This is a genomic window from Cryobacterium sp. Y29, assembly GCF_002929825.1.
In the GTDB taxonomy this organism is placed as follows: domain Bacteria; phylum Actinomycetota; class Actinomycetes; order Actinomycetales; family Microbacteriaceae; genus Cryobacterium.
The window spans coordinates 56,757-72,590 of record NZ_PJJN01000029.1 but is presented as its reverse complement, the minus strand read 5'-3'; the positions used below and the strand labels follow the sequence as shown (position 1 = coordinate 72,590).

Here is a 15,834-nt window from a genome sequence, read left to right as displayed (position 1 = left end):
TTAACTATTGCAGGTCAGCGGGCAGTGCAGAGGGCGTGACTCCCCACGAGTCGAGCATGAGCGTGGCATTGTGCAGCTGCGCCTTGATGTAGGTATCGCCAGCGCTTCCGTTCGGACCAAGCGAGTCGACGTAGAGCGCATCATCGCCGGAGTAGACGGTCACACCAGCTTCGGTCGCAATCGTCTCGGCGGTTTTGGGGCTGAGGGATGCCTCGGAGAAGACGGACGTGACGCCGGTCGCCGTGATGGCCGCGACGAGGGAGTCGATCTCGGCAGCGCTCGGCTCGGCGTTGTCGTCGAAGCTTGGAATCACCGAACCGACATAATCGATGTGGTAAGCCGCGGTGAAGTAGCCGAGGGAGTCGTGGTTGCTCACCAGCAGCCGCTCGCTCTCCGGCACCGTGTCGACGTTGGTGCGGATCCATTCGTCGAGGTCATTAAGTCGCGCCGTGTACGCCGTTGCATTGGATTCGAAAGTCACCGCGTTGCCTGCGTCGGCGGAGGTGAGACCGTCGACGATCGTCGCGACGATTGTCTTCGCGTTCTGCACGTTCGTCCAGATGTGCGGATCGCCGCCCTCGTGGGCATGCTCATCCGCGGCCACGTCGGCGTGGGCATCGGCTTCTTCGTCGGCGTGCTGGTCGTTCGTCTGATCCTCGTCCGCCCCGACCTCGGAGATCGTGATGCCCTCATCGGCATCGATGGTGACGCCGTCAAAGCCGGATGCGGCGATGGCGTCATCGAGCCATTTTTCAAGTCCGACGCCGTTGATCACGAGCACGTCGGCGGCGCCGAGCGCGGTCAGGTCGGCCGCGGACGGGTCATAGCTGTGCGCGCTCTGGTTCGGCTGGATGAGTTGGGTCAGGTCGACGCCCCCGGCATCGCCGACCACGTTGCGGGTGAAATCGGCGACCTGGGTGGTTGTGGCGACGATCTTGAGGTCGCTGGCTGCGCCGTCGGCGTTCGCGGTCGTCTCTGCCGAGCATCCCGAGAGGGCGAGTGCGGCTGACGCGAGGAGTGCGGGAACGGCGAAATGTCTCGTGTGCATTCCTCGACACTAGCCTTGCTGATAATGATTGTCAAAATCATTAGCGGGTGAGCTCTCTATTCGAGCAGCAGTGCCGGCTCCTCGATGATGCTCGCGACGTCGGCCAGAAAACGACTCGCAACGTCACCGTCGACGACACGATGGTCGAAGCTCGCGCCGATCGTGGTCACATACCGAACTCGCACCTCACCATCGACGACCCACGGCTTCTGCTTGATCGTGCCGAGGGCCACGATTCCGGCCTCCGGCGAGTTGAGAATGGGAGTACCGGTGTCCATGCCGAACACGCCGATATTGGTGATCGTGATCGTGCCATTGCTCATCTCGGCCGGGCTGGTCTTACCGTCGCGCGCGGTCATGGTGAGTTTTTCAAGGGACGCCGCGAGCTCGAGCAGGCTCATGTCCTGCGCTTCTTTGATGTTCGGCACGATCAACCCGCGCGGGGTCGCTGCCGCGATCCCGAGATTCACGTAGTGCCGCACGATGATTTCCTCATCGGTGAAGGTCGAGTTCACCGTGGGGTTGCGGCGCACGGCCCAGATCATGGCCTTGGCCATGATCAACAGGGGCGACACGCGAATGCCGGCGAAGTCCGTGGACGCCTTGAGTCGCTTGACGAATTCCATGGTGCGGGTGGCATCGACGTCAACAAACAGGCTCACATGCGGGGCGGTGAAAGCGCTCTTCACCATTGCCTGCGCGATGGCTTTACGCACACCCTTCACGGGAATGTGTTCGTCGCGATCAACCGGCCATTCCGGCGTCTGGATGTTGCGGAACACTCTGGCCTGGGTCGCGCCGCGCAGCACGTCCTCGCGAGTCACGTCGCCGACCGGCCCGGTCGCTTCGACGAGGGAGAGGTCGACACCGAGGTCCTTGGCGAGTTTACGAATGGGCGGCTTGGCCATTACCGGTCCAACGGATGGCGCGCGCCGGGTCGGTTCCAGCGCCTCGCCGCGCGTGCGCGCCGGGGCTTCTGGCGCGAGTGTCTCGTGGGCGACGCTCGCGGCGGTGTGCCGACGCCGACGGGTCGGCATGGTAGCGGCGGCGCCGCGGCCGACGAGCACCGGTTCCGGGGCGTCGTCGATGATGCTGGTGCTCGCGTCCACGGTCATACGGTCAGCGGAACCAGTGTCGGCGGCATCCGCTGCCGCTGAACTGGCATCGGGATTGATCGTGATGATGAGGGTACCCACGTCGACGGTCGTGCCGGCCGCAACCAGGATCTCCGCGACCACGCCGACGAACGGCGACGGCAGCTCGACCAGGGACTTGGCCGTTTCGATCTCGACCAGAACCTGGTTGATCGTCACGGCGTCGCCGGGCGCGACCTTCCACTCAACGATTTCAGCCTCGGTCAGGCCTTCGCCAACATCGGGGAGAGTGAACTTCGACACGCTCATACTGTGCCTTTCCTGCTGCTGGTAAAAGTGAGCATGATCAGTAGGCGAGAACGCGGTCGACGGCTTCCAGCACCCGATCGGGGCTGGGCAGAAAGTGCGTCTCGACGGCGGCCGGCGGAAACGGTGTGTCAAAGCCAGAGACCCGCAACACGGGCGCTTCGAGTGTGTAGAACGATCGCTCGGCGACCGTGGCGGCAATCTCACTGCCGACACTCACAAAGCCGGGGGCTTCCTGGGTGACTACGAGGCGGCCAGTTTTCTGCACGGAACCCAGAATCGGTCGATAGTCAATCGGGGAGATGGAACGCAGGTCGATGACCTCAAGGCTGATGCCCTCCGCGGTGGCGAGTTCAGCCGCCTGGAGCAGCACGCTGACCATTGCGCCGTGACCGACGACGGTGACGTCGGTGCCGGCCCGAACGATGCGACTGGCGTGCAGCGGTGTTCCGCTTTCATCAAAGCGCACCTCACCCTTAGGCCAGTAGCGGCTCTTCGGCTCGAAGAAGATCACCGGGTCGTCACTGGCGATGGCCTCCTGCATCATCCAGTAGGCATCGTGCGGATTGGAGGGGCTGACCACACGCAAGCCGGGAGTGTGCGCGAAGTAGGCTTCCGGGCTCTCCTGGTGGTGCTCAATCGAGCCGATGTGTCCGCCGTAGGGAATACGGATGACCACCGGCATGATGAGCCCGCCCTCGTGGCGGTTGCGCATGCGTGCGAGCTGGCTGGTGATCTGGTCGAAGCCGGGAAAAACGAATCCGTCGAACTGAATCTCGCAGACCGGGCGAAACCCGCGCATGGCCAGGCCGATTGCCGTACCGATGATGCCGGATTCGGCGAGCGGCGTATCGAGCACCCGCTTGTCACCGAATTCGGCGATGAGGCCCTCGGTGACCCGGAATACTCCACCGAGGGGGCCGATGTCCTCGCCCATCAGCAGAACTTTGGGGTCGTCGAGCATTGCGCGACGCAGCCCGGCGTTCAGAGCCTTGGTCATCGGTAGCGAAGCGGATGCCACGCTGGTGTCTAGTGCAGCGGTCATCAGTTCTTGCCCTCGTCGAAGGATGCTTCGTAGCGTTCCAGCCAGGCTTTTTGCTCAGCCACGAGCGGATGCGGTTCGGCGTAGACGTTGTCGAAGATCACCGATTGCTCCGGACCGGTGATCTCGAGAGCACGACGACGGGCGCCGGCGGCGAAATCGGCCGCTTCGTCATCGACGTCGTCGAGGAATTGCTGCTCGACGCCCAAGCCCTTCAGATAACTGCGAAAGCGCACGATCGGGTCGCGGGCCACCCAGTAGGCGAGTTCCTCTGGGTCACGGTATTTGGTCGGATCATCGGCGGTCGTGTGGGCGCCGACCCGGTAGGTGAGTGCCTCGATCAGCGAGGGGCCGTGGCCGGCGCGAGCGTCGTCCATCGACTTTGCCGTGACGGCGAAGCTCGCGAGCACGTCATTGCCGTCGATCTGGGTGCCCGGCATGCCGAACCCGGCGGCACGCAGGTACAGCGGCGTGCGGGACTGCCGGGCGACGGGCACCGAGATAGCCCAGTGGTTGTTCTGCAGAAAGAACACCTGCGGCGTCTGGTAGCTCGCCGCGAAAACGAGCGCCTCGTTGGCGTCGCCCTGCGATGATGCTCCGTCGCCGTAGTAGACGATGACGGCCTGATCGGTCTCTGCGTTGCCGGTCGCGGTCGAACCGTCGAGCTGCATGCCCATGGCGTAGCCGGTGGAGTGCAGGGTCTGCGAGGCGAGCACGAGGGTATAGAGGTGAAAGTTTCCGTGCTCTTCGGGGACCCAGCCGCCGAGGGTGACGCCGCGCAGCATCCGCAGAATATCCACGACGTCAAGGCCACGGATCATGCCGACCACGTGCTCCCGGTAAGAGGGAAACACATGGTCCTGCGGCCGAGTGGCGTAGGCGGATCCCACCTGTGCGGCCTCTTGGCCGTGGCTTGGAACCCAGAGAGCGAGCTGGCCCTGACGCTGCAGGTTGGCGGCCTCGGTGTCGAATTTCCGCACCACGACCATGTCCCGATAGAAACGTCGGTAGTCAGCCTCGGTGAGGCGGTCGAGGTAGGGCAGAAACTCTTCGGCGGCGGCGTTCGGTTCGAACACCCCGGTCGGGGAAATCATGCGCACGCACGTCTCGGTCCCATCGAGACCAAATGGTGTGGGCGCTGCAGCAATGCGTGATGCAATCGCTTCGTTTCGGGTGGCTGGCACCGTACTAACCTATCTTCCGAGCCGGGTGGTCGACGGGAAGCGCGGCGACAAGATCCGCGCTCATTACTAGGAGTGTCGCTACAGCCTGCTCCTCACCGATCGAGATCCGAATTCCTTCGAGCGCGAAGGGACGCACCACCAGGCCAGCTTCGCTGAGCGCCTCGGCGATACTGATTGTTTCGGCGCCGGTGGGCAGCCAGAGAAAGTTGCCTTGGGGCACCGGGATGTTCCAGCCCTGGTCGATCAGCGCCTGCCAAGTCGCATCGCGACGCGCGGCAATGACTCGAACCCGGTCAAGCAGCTCTTTCTCGGCCTTGAGGGAGGCGATCGCGGCAGCGGCAGCCTGCGCGGTAACCGAGAGGGGGATCGCAGTCGACCGGGCGGCGTTCAGAATGTCCACGGGGCCGAGCGCGTAACCGACTCGCAGCCCGGCGAGGCCGTAGGCCTTTGAAAAGGTGCGAAGGACGACAAGGTTGGGGTAGCGGGCCAGCAATGGCGGGCCGCTGACGGCATCCCCTTGGGTGACGAACTCGATATATGCCTCATCGAGAATGACCAGCAGGTCGGTCGGGACGACGGCCATGAAAGCCTCGAATTCATCCTTGGTCACGATCGTGCCGGTGGGGTTGTTCGGCGAGCACACGATTACGACCCGGGTGTTGTCGCTGATCGCGGCGGCCATTTCGGGCAGGTCATGGGCGTGATCGGGGCGGTTGGGCACGCGCACACTGACAGCACCGGCAACGGTTACGAGCGAGGGATAGGCCTCAAACGACCGCCAGGAGTAAAGCACTTCATCATCCGGACCAGCAGCAGCGAGAATGAGCTGAGCCAGCAGGGCCACCGACCCGGAACCGATGTGCACCTGACCGACGCCGATGCTGTACTTGGCGGCGAGGTGCTCGCGCAGAAGCAGCGCCGAGGAATCCGGGTACCGGTTGTAGGCCGTTTCGGCCGTAACCGCAGCGATAACCCCGGGCAGCGGGTCGAACGGGTTCTCGTTGCTGGAAAGCTTGAAGGCACTGGCATCGGCCGGTTTGCCTTGCTTGTAGGCCGGGAGGGCGACAATCTCCGGGCGCAGGCGGACGGAGGGTCGGTCTGAGAGGCTCACTTGGTGAGTCTACGCCCGGATATATTCGCGATGACGAATGAATGTTTGTCGGACTTTCGCCCGCCGCGAGCGGGTGAGATAGTGGGGCATGGCCAGATTTCTGATCCAACTGATCGTCAACGCGGTAGCCCTGTGGTTCACCGCACTGCTCGTGACCGGCGTGCACGTCACGCCCTACGCGCCGGATGTCGGTGCCAGCGTGCTCACGTATCTGCTCCTTGCGCTGATCTTTGGATTCGTGAATACGGTGGTCGGCGGTGTGCTGCGTGTCGTGGCTTTTCCGCTGTACGTTTTGACGCTGGGTCTGTTCTCACTCATCGTCAACGGACTGCTCCTGTTGCTGGTGGCATGGCTCTCCGGGTTTCTGGGCTTCGGCCTTATCGTCGACGGCTTCTGGTGGGGCGTGCTTGGCGCACTGGTTCTCGGCATTGTTTCCTGGCTGCTCAGCCTCATTCTGCGCCCGGTCACCGCGCGTAACTGATCGGGCCGTACCCGCTACGCGATCTACTGTTGCGCAGGTCCTCCCGGCAAGCGGATACCGCGCCACAACACAGCCTCACCCGGTTCGCTCCCGATGATTCCGGTCACAGTGGACCGAAAGCCGCTGAGGTTGTCTTCCGGCGAGGCGTCAATGATGTGCGCCGTCTCCTGATAAGTATCGAGATCGTGAGCAGGCAGCACAGTCCCGGGTAGCGGCTCCTGCACAGCAAACGCTTCGCGCCGAACGAGGAGTCGATCGTCGGAATCGATCAAGCTGGCGCCGCCTATAGCGGTCACGACGTCATCGGTGTGTTCTACCGTCATCGTGGCCACGCCAGGTGGCACCGGAACTCTCGATTCGGGTGCCCCAAAGGTTGCGACCGCCTGCACATTGAACCAGGTATACGCCGCAACCTGGGTCGCGACCAGCCCGCCCTGAGAATGGCCGGCAAGGACAACCGGATCGGACGGTGCAATTCCAGCCGCTTTCATAGCGTCGATGACAGCCGAGAAGGAGCCCGCATTCTGGCGGGCAACCGCAGCAATGTTGGCCGTGAGGTCCCACGGTTCAGTCGTCGCGACAGGGTCCCAATCGACCGTTCCGCCGATGTAGACCGCCCAGGAAGGGTTTTCGAGCGTGCCGTATTTCTCGATGCGCACCTGCGGCTTGCCCGGGACGGCTTTCGGTATGCGCGCCGCCAGGTCACCGACCCCTGTTGGTGGAGTCGCTCGCGTTGGTGCTCCCACGGCCGCAGCCGTCACCGGACCTTCCTGAAGCAGACCCAGGGCGCGCGCCGCAACCACAACCCCGAGGGCGGTCTGGGAAACGCCGATCAGTCCTAATCCCTCGTCGCCGAATGTACGACCAACAATTCGCGGCATTCCTCCAAGACCAGCGGCGGCATCGTCGATTGATGAGGTCGCTATCCGAACGAGCAGCACCACAGCCGGGTTGGTGAGCAAGCGAGGACTGATCCGCACTCCACCGGCTGAACCGTTCTGCACCGCTGACGGAGATTGCGTGGTTCTGTAACGGCGCATCAGTTCGAGGGCGAGAATCCCAGTCAGGGTGACACCGACCGGCGTGCTGTACAGAGCCAACAAACAAGCACGAACAAGACTGCCCAGATTATGAGCCATGTCAGCGGCACTAAGTAGCGCGAGTTTTTGCACCAGCCGCTCCGCATAGCCATAATTTCGGGCTGCTGCCCGAAGATAACTCGCGACTTCCGAACACAGCGTCGCGAGTTGATGCAGTCTGCCGGCCGCCTGCAGAAGATCCGGCCAGGGATCCTGTCCAAGCCAGTTCGCCGGCCACATCGGATCCAAATTTCGAATGCGATAGGCGCGGCCAGCCCAATCGGCGGCATCGTCGTGGAGTGCATCTACGAATTGGGACTGAGCCAGAATGGCATCCGTTGCCACGATGGCGGAGCCCCCCACCGAGACAACCAGGTCACCGTCTTCCAAGCCATCACTCACGCTCGACACATCTGCTCCTCCTCGTGAATGTGACTTCGGACACTGGCGAGCGCCTCATCGAGATAGTGCAAAACCACGTCGATGTCTCCGAGCATTTCGGCCACACGGCACGAGTATTCGCGCTGCGAGCGCGAACTCCAGACCTCACTCGGGTCAAGCATGCTCAAGTGCCGACGGCCCGCTGTTATATCTGCGTGCAGCGTAAAAAGAAGATTCCGCTGGGTGCGCAACATGGCCAGACGTTCAGAACGATTCTGACCGTGCAACAGCATCTCCACACCGTCCACGACACCTCCTCGTCAGGGACGATCGTCGCAGAATGAGCGATTCTGCTGGCTGACCCGCGCGCAATCTGTGCACAGACACCAAGAACTGGGCGTGTGGAGAAGACGAAACTGCTCCACAATGGACGGCATGCCCTTCGCGCCTCTCACCCCCGATGAGTCGACGCCGTTTCGAATCATTTTCGTCTGCACGGGTAACATCTGCCGATCACCCATGGCCGAGGTCGTGCTTCGCGACCTCGTCACGAAGCTTGGTCTTGGTCGTCTCATCGCGAGCAGTTCAGCTGGGACCGGAGACTGGCACGTGGGGGAGCAAGCCGACGGTCGCACGATCACGGCCCTGGCCAAGCGCGGCTATGACGGCAGTCACCATCGGGCCCGTCAGTTTGACCCGCTGTGGTTCGCTGAGCACGACCTTGTCGTCGTCCTCGACCGCAGCCAGGAGCGCATCCTGCGTAACTGGGCACTGGAGGATCGCGATCGCGCCAAGGTGCGCCTGCTGCTGAGCTTTGACGCCGAGCAAGCCACCCTGTTCGACGTGCCAGACCCGTACTATGCCGACGATGCGTTGTTTGACGCCGTATTGGGCATGATTGAGAGGGCAAGTCACGCACTTGTGAAACAACTTGCACCCGCAATTCGACAGGGAGTCCAATGAGTCACCTACCCGTACAGGTTCTGAGCCCACTAGATGGCCGCTACCGAGCCGCCGTTTCCGATCTGGGCGAGTTCCTGTCCGAGGCCGGTCTCAACCGTGCCCGTGTGCGCGTCGAGGTGGAGTGGCTGATCACCCTCACCGACCGCAGTTTGTTTGGTTCTGCGCCCCTCAACACCCAACAGAAGCTCGCCCTGCGCTCCCTCGTGACCGATTTCGGTCAGGCCGAGATTGACGAACTGGCCACGCTTGAGGCCACCACCCGTCACGACGTCAAGGCCGTCGAATACCTCGTTCGGCGACGCCTGGAGACGCTGGGCCTCGGCCATATCAGCGAACTCACCCATTTTGCCGCCACCAGCGAAGACATCAATAACCTCTCCTACGCCCTGACCGTTCGTGACGCCGTCCAGACCGTCTGGCTACCTAAGCTGGGCTTGGTCATTGATGCGCTGCGCAGAAACGCGCTGGAATTTCGATCGGATGCAATGCTGGCGCGCACCCATGGACAGCCCGCTACGCCGACAACCATGGGAAAAGAACTCGCTGTGTTCGTTTACCGGCTCGAGCGCATCGTGCGTCAGATCAATGCCGGTGAGTATTTGGGCAAGTTCAGCGGTGCTACTGGAACCTTCGCCGCTCACGTAACTGCTGAGCCCTCTGTCGACTGGCCTGCGGTGTCGCGCCAGTTCGTCGAGGGTCTTGGCCTTGGGTGGAACCCGCTCACTACCCAGATCGAATCGCACGACTGGCAGGCCGAGCTGTATTCGCGCACGTCCCACGCGAACCGCATTCTGCACAACCTGGCCACCGATATCTGGACCTATATTTCCATTGGCTACTTCCGCCAGATCCCCCAGGTTGGCGCCACCGGTTCTTCCACGATGCCGCACAAGATCAATCCGATTCGATTCGAAAACGCGGAGGCCAACCTCGAACTGTCCTGCGCCATCCTGGACTCGCTCGCGGCAACTCTCGTGACCAGCCGTCTGCAGCGTGACCTCACCGACTCGACCACCCAGCGCAATATCGGTGTCGGCTTTGGGCATTCGTTGCTCGCGCTCGATAATATTCTGCGGGGCCTCGGCGAGATTGATATTGACCGTGCGCTTCTCGCGAGCGACCTCGACTCCAACTGGGAAATTCTGGGAGAGGCGATTCAGACCGTGATTCGTGCCGAGGTCTCGGCGGGGCGCTCATCGATTGAAGACCCATACGCGCTGCTCAAGGAGCTGACCCGCGGTAAGCGCATCACGAACGTTGACCTGGCCGAGTTCGTGTCAGCCCTCGACATCGGCGCCGCCGCCAAGGCCCGGCTCCTGGCCCTGACCCCGGCCAGCTACGTCGGTCTCTCCGACGCCTTGGTTGATTATCTGCCCTGACCAGCCGCTAATTACACAAGAGCACCGTCATCGAAACCGATGACGGTGCTCTTGTGTAATTGGACGTTGGCTAGTGGCCGTTTTGCTCATCAAGGTCACTTTGCTCTGACGCGTTCGGTTTCATACCGAGCACGAGCATCGCGATCACCACGAGCGCCACGATAAACGTCACACCGAGCCCGATCACGGAGAGCATGAGTTCGCGTGTGGTCCCGAGAATGGTCAACCCGACGAACAGGGCCATCCCGGCAGAGATCGCGAGCAATTCGACCGGCTTCAACCGATCAGAACGGCTCGGCTGGTGCGCCGGGTCGGGGGTACCAGGAGTCTTTTTGGTCACAGGGAATCCAAATCATTGGTTGCGGTGTTCGCGGGGGCGGTGTCCGCTGGTGCTGTGGCACCAGAACGCTGTCGCGGAGATTCCCCTTTGAGGGACAGCCCGGCAATCGGCAGGAATACAACGAGAAAGACCAGGTAGGCGCCGAACAACCCGACCGAGACAACCGGGTTGGGCGGAAGCAGCAGAAGGAGCAGGGCGAGTACCGCTGCGCCAATGCCGGTGAAAAGCCAGTCCTTGGCGGGCAGAGGACGTGAGCGCACTCGGATGCCGGCATAGATTTCGAGCAGACCAGTGACGGCTCCCCAGACGCTCACGACGAAGAGAAAGAGCCCGTGTCCACCGGTGTGGAAACCGAGGGCCAGCGCCCCAGCGATCATGCTCACGACTCCATGAATGAGAAACAGGCTGCGGTCGGTGGTGACGGTCAGGGAGCGAGGCCCGACCAGCACGAGAAGGAGTCCGCTAGCCAGGGCGAATGCGCCGAAAACGATTAGACCCAGCTGCGCGGAGTGATCCCGGTTGAATGTGATGATGATGGCTGGGATGACTGCGATCATGGCGCGCCCGACGGGCACGGCCCAATAGCGGGGCCCGACGCTGGATGGTACCTGCGCGTTTGCCACGCACGACCTCTTTCGTTGCAAGGTTGGACAGGCTTAGTCTACGCGGCGACACCGGCCGGATCTGCGAGCGGGCTGCACGCGCTGATGCCGAGAGCACAGCGCAAACTACTGTGAACGGCCGTGCAAAGTGTCGCCGGTACCCCAGCGCTCGAGCGGGCTGCCAAATAAAGTGTCGCCGTCGTTGTCCAAATAACTTGTCGCCCCGAGCAAGCCGCTTTGGCAGGCGACATTTTATTTGGCAACCCAACGCGCTCTCCAGCCCGATCAACCGGCGCAGGCCCTGGTCGACGACGTCTAGGCGCCGGCACGAGCTAGTCACCACGATTCGCGCCCTAATTCGTGTTTAGCAATGACAAACACCATCTATGGGCGGTAAAGTTGTGGTTATGCACGCTAAAGTCACCAACACCGCCTGGCCTCCACACGAGGTTGAGACTCTGCCCTGGCGTCAGCAGATACGCAGTGGCACGCGTGAAGACCGGGTGCTGAGTTCGGTCGACGCGACGATCCCGCCACTGATCCAGACGCTCGACTACATGCCGCCCCTGGCAGTGCTACTGGAAACCGAGAAAGCCCTTCTCGCCGTCGCGCAGGCTGACACCGACGCGGAAGGCCATTCAGCGGCGCTGAGCCGTTTCATGGTGCGTTCGGAATCTGTGGCTTCCTCGAAGATCGAGCACATCTCTGCCTCGGCGCTGGACTACGCCCAAGCTGTTGCAGGCAACCGCGGCAATGCCTCGGCGATGAGCATGGTCGCCGCCTCGGCTGCGCTGCACGAACTCATCACCACCGTCGAGCAGCACGGCCGTTTTGAGCTGGAGCACATCGAGAGCGCGCACCGCGCGCTAATGCTGGACGATCCCGGCGAAGCGAGCTACGCAGGACGTCTACGGGACATGCAGAACTGGATCGGCGGAAGCGACTACTCACCCCGAGACGCCCTCCACGTGCCGCCGGCGCCTGCGCGAGTCGCTGAGCTAATGACGGACCTGGTGGCGTACCTCAACCGCGACGACGTCCCAGTGATGGTGCAGGCCGCGATCGGCCACGCGCAGTTCGAGTCGATCCACGCCTTCACCGACGGCAACGGTCGCATCGGACGTGCGCTGGTATCCGCTGTTCTGCGTCGCCGCGGCGTCACCCGCAACGCTGTTGTACCTCTGGCCAGTGGTCTCCTCGCCCGCCGCGAGGACTATTTTGCAGCGCTCGGCGCCTACCGCCGCGGCGATCCCGGGCCGCTAATTAGCTTGTTCGCGCACTCAGCCCGTGCTGCCGCCGAGTGCTCGCGCGGCACCATCGCTCGCCTGAAGGCGATGCCCGATGCGTGGGTAGCAGAGCTGCGCCCTCGCGCCGGATCCGCGGCCGCCGCACTGATCCAGGCGTTCTATGACCACCCAGTGATGAGTGCGGCCGAGATCGAGGCACGGTCCGGGTCCGTGGCTTCCCAGGCCTACCGGGCCATCGACCAGCTCACCCGAGCCGGGTACATCCAGGAAATCACCGGCCGCAAAAAGAACCGTGTGTGGGCTGCGTCAGAGGCGCTGGCCGAGCTGGATGATCTTGACCGACGCATCCAGGCCGCGATGGCGCTGAACGCCTAACAAGGTGGCCGGCGGCCCTGGCCGGCCGGTAGCGGCCGGGCCGACGTGAGCATTGCCACGAGGGCTGGCCCGAGGCGGCCGGCCAGGCCGGCCAACCTGAACAGAGGCGCGGNCAGCGTGACCAGCGCCTCGCCGTTGCGGCCGGCGATGGCCCAATCCGCGACCTTGAAGACGTTGGTTTTCGACCCGGCTGCCGTAATAGCGGTCGACCGTGGTTTCGGTGACCTCACTCGTCGCATCCGCGATCAACTGCTGGCAAGCAGCGGAAAGTTCGGCCAGATCGTCGGAGAACGCGGTTCTGTCAATCCGCATCACCGATGTCTCGCCCCACGACGTCATAAAAGATCGTGGGCCTCACGAATTTGTCGAGCAGCACAACATTGAGAGCTGCTTTGTAAACTAGGGATAGCGGATAGAACTGCCGCCGCTTGTCCAGCTGAATGACCGTCGTTCCATGACGTATATCCTTCTTGCTCCCCTTGTACACCACCCATTTCGCCCCGCTGGCGTGGGTCATGACGACTTCCGCGACGTAGGCATGGACCTCATCAATGAGCCTCAGCTGCTGCCGGGTGAGGGGCGCGTGAGTTTCGACGCCTTCTCCCGCAGGTGGAACCTGGGGATTCCACCAGGCAGGAATCCAGCCCGTGGGCGCTGCCTCATCTCTTTCCGGCAGGTGCTCGAAGAACCAGACGCCTATACCAGGGAGGCTCTCGATGCTGCCGTCCGGGTCGGGGCCGCCGGTCGCCCGGAGGTGCTCTCGGATTCGCGCCCGGGCATCATCGAAACCGTCCAGATACGCGTGGTGCGCTCGCGCTATTTCCTCTTTCGAGGCGCTCATCAAAGTCAGCATGGGATCAGGCTACCCACAGAATGAACGGCTGGTTGTACTTAGTCAACAGCTCCAAGAGGCGCTGGTCAGGTCCAATGGTGTTATTGATGCCGGTGAAGAAAGTCGGATGAAACATGCGTCGCGTCCAAGCGAATCTCACACTGACTGTGAGATTCCATCGAAGCTGACGCCATTTCGCGTTCGTGACCCCACTGTTTCCGCGGGTCTGGCACCGTCGCACCAGGCTCGCCGTGTAGGCGACCTGGTAAACGGTGTTGATTTCCAAGGTGAGATACATGTCGTTGAAGCGGGTCCGGAACACGTGCGGGGCTGCGAGCAGTTCCGCCCATTCGGCCGGGTGCGTATCGGCCGATATGTAGCGCCGCTTGAGCAATGTGACGAACGTCCGCCGTTGCTCAGGATTCAAGGACCCGACATCCCCCTGAAATAAGGTCACTTGGCCCAAAGCGTCCGGACTGGATCCCTCGGGATCGTAGAAGGCGGCGGCGTCCTCGTTCATGATGTGCGGCTCCGAGATGGTGTGGCGGGTTCCAGGTGGGGAAGGTGACTGCGGCTGAAGACTGCCCGTGCCGCCCGGAAAGCCTTGCGGCTTCCATCGGGTCGGACTGCCTCGTAGACATCTGTTTCGCCCGTTGTGGTCATGGCACCTGCGCGTTCGGCGAGTTGGAGGTATCCGAGGATTTCCACCGGACGGCGAAGGTCGGTGGGAGAGCCGTTGAATGCAGCGGCTGCCGGCACGGCATCAGCGGCGGTGAGGGCCTGGGAAAGGACTGCCTTGAGTGCTTCTAGTCGGGGTCCGCCCTGCTGCAGAAGTTCCGCTAGATCGAGGCCGCCTCCCTCGGTGGAGACTGTTACAAGTGGAGGCGGGGGTCGATGATCCGAGGGATCGTACAGTTTTTGTTGCAGGTGGCCGATGTCAACTTGCGCGATCTGCACCGCAGCGGGAACACCGTCGCGTGCTTTGCCGACCGGGGCCCAATCCAGGAGAGCTGCCTTGAGTTGAGTCACGAGGGAATCAACTTCCTTGTCCGTGCTTGCCGCACGCCTGCTCACGTATTGCTGAATCGTTCGGGTGTTCTGATGCCGTTTCGACAACACCGAGCCAACGTTTGATTCCAGAAGCGTAGGGGTTCCCCGAAACGCCTTCCGCTCATCCAGGGTCAGTGTCTCGGCAATCGGGTGGGCAAGCGTAGTGTCCACGTCTCGTCGGAGCTGATCCATCAGGCTGGGGTCCCGGAGCAGTTCTTGTGCACCTTGAAAGGCTCTCCCCTCCTGCGTCTGCAGAAGTGACGCAGCGGCTCGGTCCGGGTAATCGGACACGACCGTTCCGGTGGACACCGCCTCGGCGTGGAAGTCAGCGAGGATTATTCTCTGCTCTGACTCCACGGACTCTGTCACGCGTAGGAAGTCAGCCGGAAGCTGCTCGAGCAGTTCCTTGAGGTTCAAGTAGGCCTCAAGGACTCTTTCGTCGCTGGTCTGGACAATGTCCCCGCCCGAAGCAAGCCGTTCCCGCTCTTTCGTGAAAGAGGCAATATCGGCATCGAGCCGAGCGATGCGTTGAGGCCGGTCGGGGTTCGCTGCGTCGGCACATTCCCGAGCGGCTTCAAGGATCGAGCGAATACGCGACTGTGACACCATTGCCCTGCCCTTCCCCGCCCGGCCGACATAGTCCAATGCGGTTTGGGAATGCGATGTGAGCGCGTACTGCTCATCTCCGTCAGGCGTGGTGGCGTAAAGCAACCAGCCTTCGTTCACCCAGGTATTGACGACGGCCCGGGTCGATAGGTTCTCTGGGACGCCCGATCGTCCCTGCTCACGGAGGGCTTGGAAATGATTGCCCACGACAGCAAGGAAACGGTCGGCAGGAATGGGGCCGGCGGTGAACACGGTTGTGAAGATCGTCAGGATCGCCGGTGCTGCTTTCCGCGTCAACAAGGCCAGTGCAGGCCGCCCAAGGGCACTTTCGGCGTCAGAGTATGCCGTACCGATGTCTGCCATTGACTGCCCCCTTGACCGTGCCAGCCGCTCCCCAATCATCGTTACGTTCGACAGCGGGACCCCAACGCTTGGCACTCACATCATTATCCCTAAGACCACCGACAAAGGATTTCGCTGAGGGAGCCGGGAGGTCGCGGTACTGCTACTGAACGGGCGGCCGCCCGAATCGGACCAGCAATGCACTCAACACATCCAGCCCTGACAATCAGAGGAGAAGGAGGCCCAGTGCCGACTCAGATCTAGAGCGGAGTCGGCCAAGATCCGCGAAAGAAGCCAGTTCACTCAATTCGCGTTTCGTGTCCCGGCTCATGCTTGCTGTGCGTCGAGCGGCGCCCCTAAGTTTTACGGACC

Annotated in this window: 16 protein-coding genes; 4 read left to right on the top strand and 12 right to left on the bottom strand. The window is 62.4% G+C overall.

Annotation, left to right across the window (positions count from 1 at the left end; genetic code table 11):
* Positions 1 to 4: 4 nt before the first annotated feature.
* The 5 genes from CXY74_RS05390 to CXY74_RS05370 form a co-directional block, all read right to left on the bottom strand.
* Positions 5 to 1,048, bottom strand: a complete 1,044-nt coding sequence (locus CXY74_RS05390) for a metal ABC transporter substrate-binding protein (protein WP_104199483.1) — start codon at positions 1,046 to 1,048, stop codon at positions 5 to 7.
* A 56-nt stretch (positions 1,049 to 1,104) separates the two neighbouring features.
* Positions 1,105 to 2,451, bottom strand: coding sequence for a dihydrolipoamide acetyltransferase family protein (locus CXY74_RS05385; protein WP_104199482.1), 1,347 nt, complete (start codon positions 2,449 to 2,451; stop codon positions 1,105 to 1,107).
* Between the two features lie 37 nt (positions 2,452 to 2,488).
* Positions 2,489 to 3,493 (bottom strand): alpha-ketoacid dehydrogenase subunit beta, encoded by a 1,005-nt coding sequence (locus tag CXY74_RS05380; protein ID WP_104199481.1) that lies wholly within the window; start codon positions 3,491 to 3,493, stop codon positions 2,489 to 2,491.
* Positions 3,493 to 4,584 (bottom strand): thiamine pyrophosphate-dependent dehydrogenase E1 component subunit alpha, encoded by a 1,092-nt coding sequence (locus CXY74_RS05375; protein WP_104199480.1) that lies wholly within the window; start codon positions 4,582 to 4,584, stop codon positions 3,493 to 3,495. The genes CXY74_RS05380 and CXY74_RS05375 overlap by 1 nt, the downstream gene beginning before the upstream one ends.
* 94 nt (positions 4,585 to 4,678) lie before the next feature.
* A complete protein-coding gene (locus CXY74_RS05370) occupies positions 4,679 to 5,785 on the bottom strand; it encodes a histidinol-phosphate transaminase (RefSeq protein WP_104199479.1) in 1,107 nt (368 codons plus the stop codon).
* A gap of 88 nt (positions 5,786 to 5,873) precedes the next feature.
* Between CXY74_RS05370 and CXY74_RS05365 the strand changes: the two genes are divergently transcribed.
* Entirely contained in the window at positions 5,874 to 6,266 is a 393-nt protein-coding gene (locus CXY74_RS05365; protein ID WP_104199478.1) for a phage holin family protein, read from the top strand.
* Positions 6,267 to 6,289: 23 nt separating this feature from the next.
* Here CXY74_RS05365 and CXY74_RS05360 read toward each other — a convergent pair whose 3' ends face one another.
* Together CXY74_RS05360 and CXY74_RS05355 are read right to left on the bottom strand one after the other, a co-directional pair.
* Positions 6,290 to 7,756: a hypothetical protein gene (locus CXY74_RS05360; protein WP_104199477.1), complete on the bottom strand. Its 1,467-nt coding sequence runs from the start codon at positions 7,754 to 7,756 to the stop codon at positions 6,290 to 6,292.
* The gene (locus tag CXY74_RS05355; RefSeq protein WP_104199476.1) at positions 7,744 to 8,034 is read right to left on the bottom strand and encodes a hypothetical protein; all 291 of its coding nucleotides are present in this window, start codon (positions 8,032 to 8,034) and stop codon (positions 7,744 to 7,746) included. The genes CXY74_RS05360 and CXY74_RS05355 overlap by 13 nt, the downstream gene beginning before the upstream one ends.
* 127 nt (positions 8,035 to 8,161) lie before the next feature.
* Between CXY74_RS05355 and CXY74_RS05350 the strand changes: the two genes are divergently transcribed.
* Complete coding sequence (locus CXY74_RS05350; protein ID WP_104199572.1) at positions 8,162 to 8,689, top strand: low molecular weight protein-tyrosine-phosphatase; 528 nt, start codon at positions 8,162 to 8,164, stop codon at positions 8,687 to 8,689.
* Positions 8,686 to 10,068 (top strand): adenylosuccinate lyase, encoded by a 1,383-nt coding sequence (gene purB, locus CXY74_RS05345; protein WP_104199475.1) that lies wholly within the window; start codon positions 8,686 to 8,688, stop codon positions 10,066 to 10,068. Before CXY74_RS05350 ends, purB begins: the two co-directional genes overlap by 4 nt.
* A gap of 70 nt (positions 10,069 to 10,138) precedes the next feature.
* On the opposite strand, the gene CXY74_RS05340 is transcribed toward purB, so the two are convergent.
* Together CXY74_RS05340 and CXY74_RS05335 are read right to left on the bottom strand one after the other, a co-directional pair.
* Positions 10,139 to 10,408, bottom strand: coding sequence for a hypothetical protein (locus tag CXY74_RS05340; protein ID WP_104199474.1), 270 nt, complete (start codon positions 10,406 to 10,408; stop codon positions 10,139 to 10,141).
* Complete coding sequence (locus tag CXY74_RS05335; protein ID WP_104199473.1) at positions 10,405 to 11,031, bottom strand: hypothetical protein; 627 nt, start codon at positions 11,029 to 11,031, stop codon at positions 10,405 to 10,407. Before CXY74_RS05335 ends, CXY74_RS05340 begins: the two co-directional genes overlap by 4 nt.
* Before the next feature lie 386 nt (positions 11,032 to 11,417).
* On the opposite strand from CXY74_RS05335, the gene CXY74_RS05330 reads away from it, so the two are divergent.
* Positions 11,418 to 12,632: a Fic family protein gene (locus CXY74_RS05330; protein WP_104199571.1), complete on the top strand. Its 1,215-nt coding sequence runs from the start codon at positions 11,418 to 11,420 to the stop codon at positions 12,630 to 12,632.
* Positions 12,633 to 12,933: 301 nt separating this feature from the next.
* Here CXY74_RS05330 and CXY74_RS05320 read toward each other — a convergent pair whose 3' ends face one another.
* The 3 genes from CXY74_RS05320 to CXY74_RS05310 are packed head-to-tail and all read right to left on the bottom strand — an operon-like array spanning position 12,934 to position 15,483.
* Positions 12,934 to 13,485 carry a hypothetical protein gene (locus CXY74_RS05320; RefSeq protein ID WP_104199472.1) on the bottom strand — a complete coding sequence of 184 codons (552 nt, stop codon included), beginning with the start codon at positions 13,483 to 13,485 and terminating at the stop codon, positions 12,934 to 12,936.
* Positions 13,486 to 13,489: 4 nt separating this feature from the next.
* Positions 13,490 to 13,984, bottom strand: coding sequence for a DUF4194 domain-containing protein (locus CXY74_RS05315; RefSeq protein WP_104199471.1), 495 nt, complete (start codon positions 13,982 to 13,984; stop codon positions 13,490 to 13,492).
* Positions 13,981 to 15,483, bottom strand: coding sequence for a DUF3375 family protein (locus tag CXY74_RS05310; protein ID WP_158252299.1), 1,503 nt, complete (start codon positions 15,481 to 15,483; stop codon positions 13,981 to 13,983). The genes CXY74_RS05315 and CXY74_RS05310 overlap by 4 nt, the downstream gene beginning before the upstream one ends.
* Positions 15,484 to 15,834 lie beyond the last annotated feature (351 nt).

Coding starts and splice junctions, on each gene's coding strand:
- CXY74_RS05310 (WP_158252299.1), bottom strand. CDS start 15,483: ATGGCAGACATCGGTACGGCATACTCTGACGCCGAAAGTGCCCTTGGG.
- CXY74_RS05315 (WP_104199471.1), bottom strand. CDS start 13,984: ATGAACGAGGACGCCGCCGCCTTCTACGATCCCGAGGGATCCAGTCCG.
- purB (WP_104199475.1), top strand. CDS start 8,686: ATGAGTCACCTACCCGTACAGGTTCTGAGCCCACTAGATGGCCGCTAC.
- CXY74_RS05380 (WP_104199481.1), bottom strand. CDS start 3,493: ATGACCGCTGCACTAGACACCAGCGTGGCATCCGCTTCGCTACCGATG.
- CXY74_RS05320 (WP_104199472.1), bottom strand. CDS start 13,485: ATGCTGACTTTGATGAGCGCCTCGAAAGAGGAAATAGCGCGAGCGCAC.
- CXY74_RS05385 (WP_104199482.1), bottom strand. CDS start 2,451: ATGAGCGTGTCGAAGTTCACTCTCCCCGATGTTGGCGAAGGCCTGACC.
- CXY74_RS05330 (WP_104199571.1), top strand. CDS start 11,418: ATGCACGCTAAAGTCACCAACACCGCCTGGCCTCCACACGAGGTTGAG.
- CXY74_RS05350 (WP_104199572.1), top strand. CDS start 8,162: ATGCCCTTCGCGCCTCTCACCCCCGATGAGTCGACGCCGTTTCGAATC.
- CXY74_RS05375 (WP_104199480.1), bottom strand. CDS start 4,584: ATGATTTCCCCGACCGGGGTGTTCGAACCGAACGCCGCCGCCGAAGAG.
- CXY74_RS05365 (WP_104199478.1), top strand. CDS start 5,874: ATGGCCAGATTTCTGATCCAACTGATCGTCAACGCGGTAGCCCTGTGG.
- CXY74_RS05390 (WP_104199483.1), bottom strand. CDS start 1,048: ATGCACACGAGACATTTCGCCGTTCCCGCACTCCTCGCGTCAGCCGCA.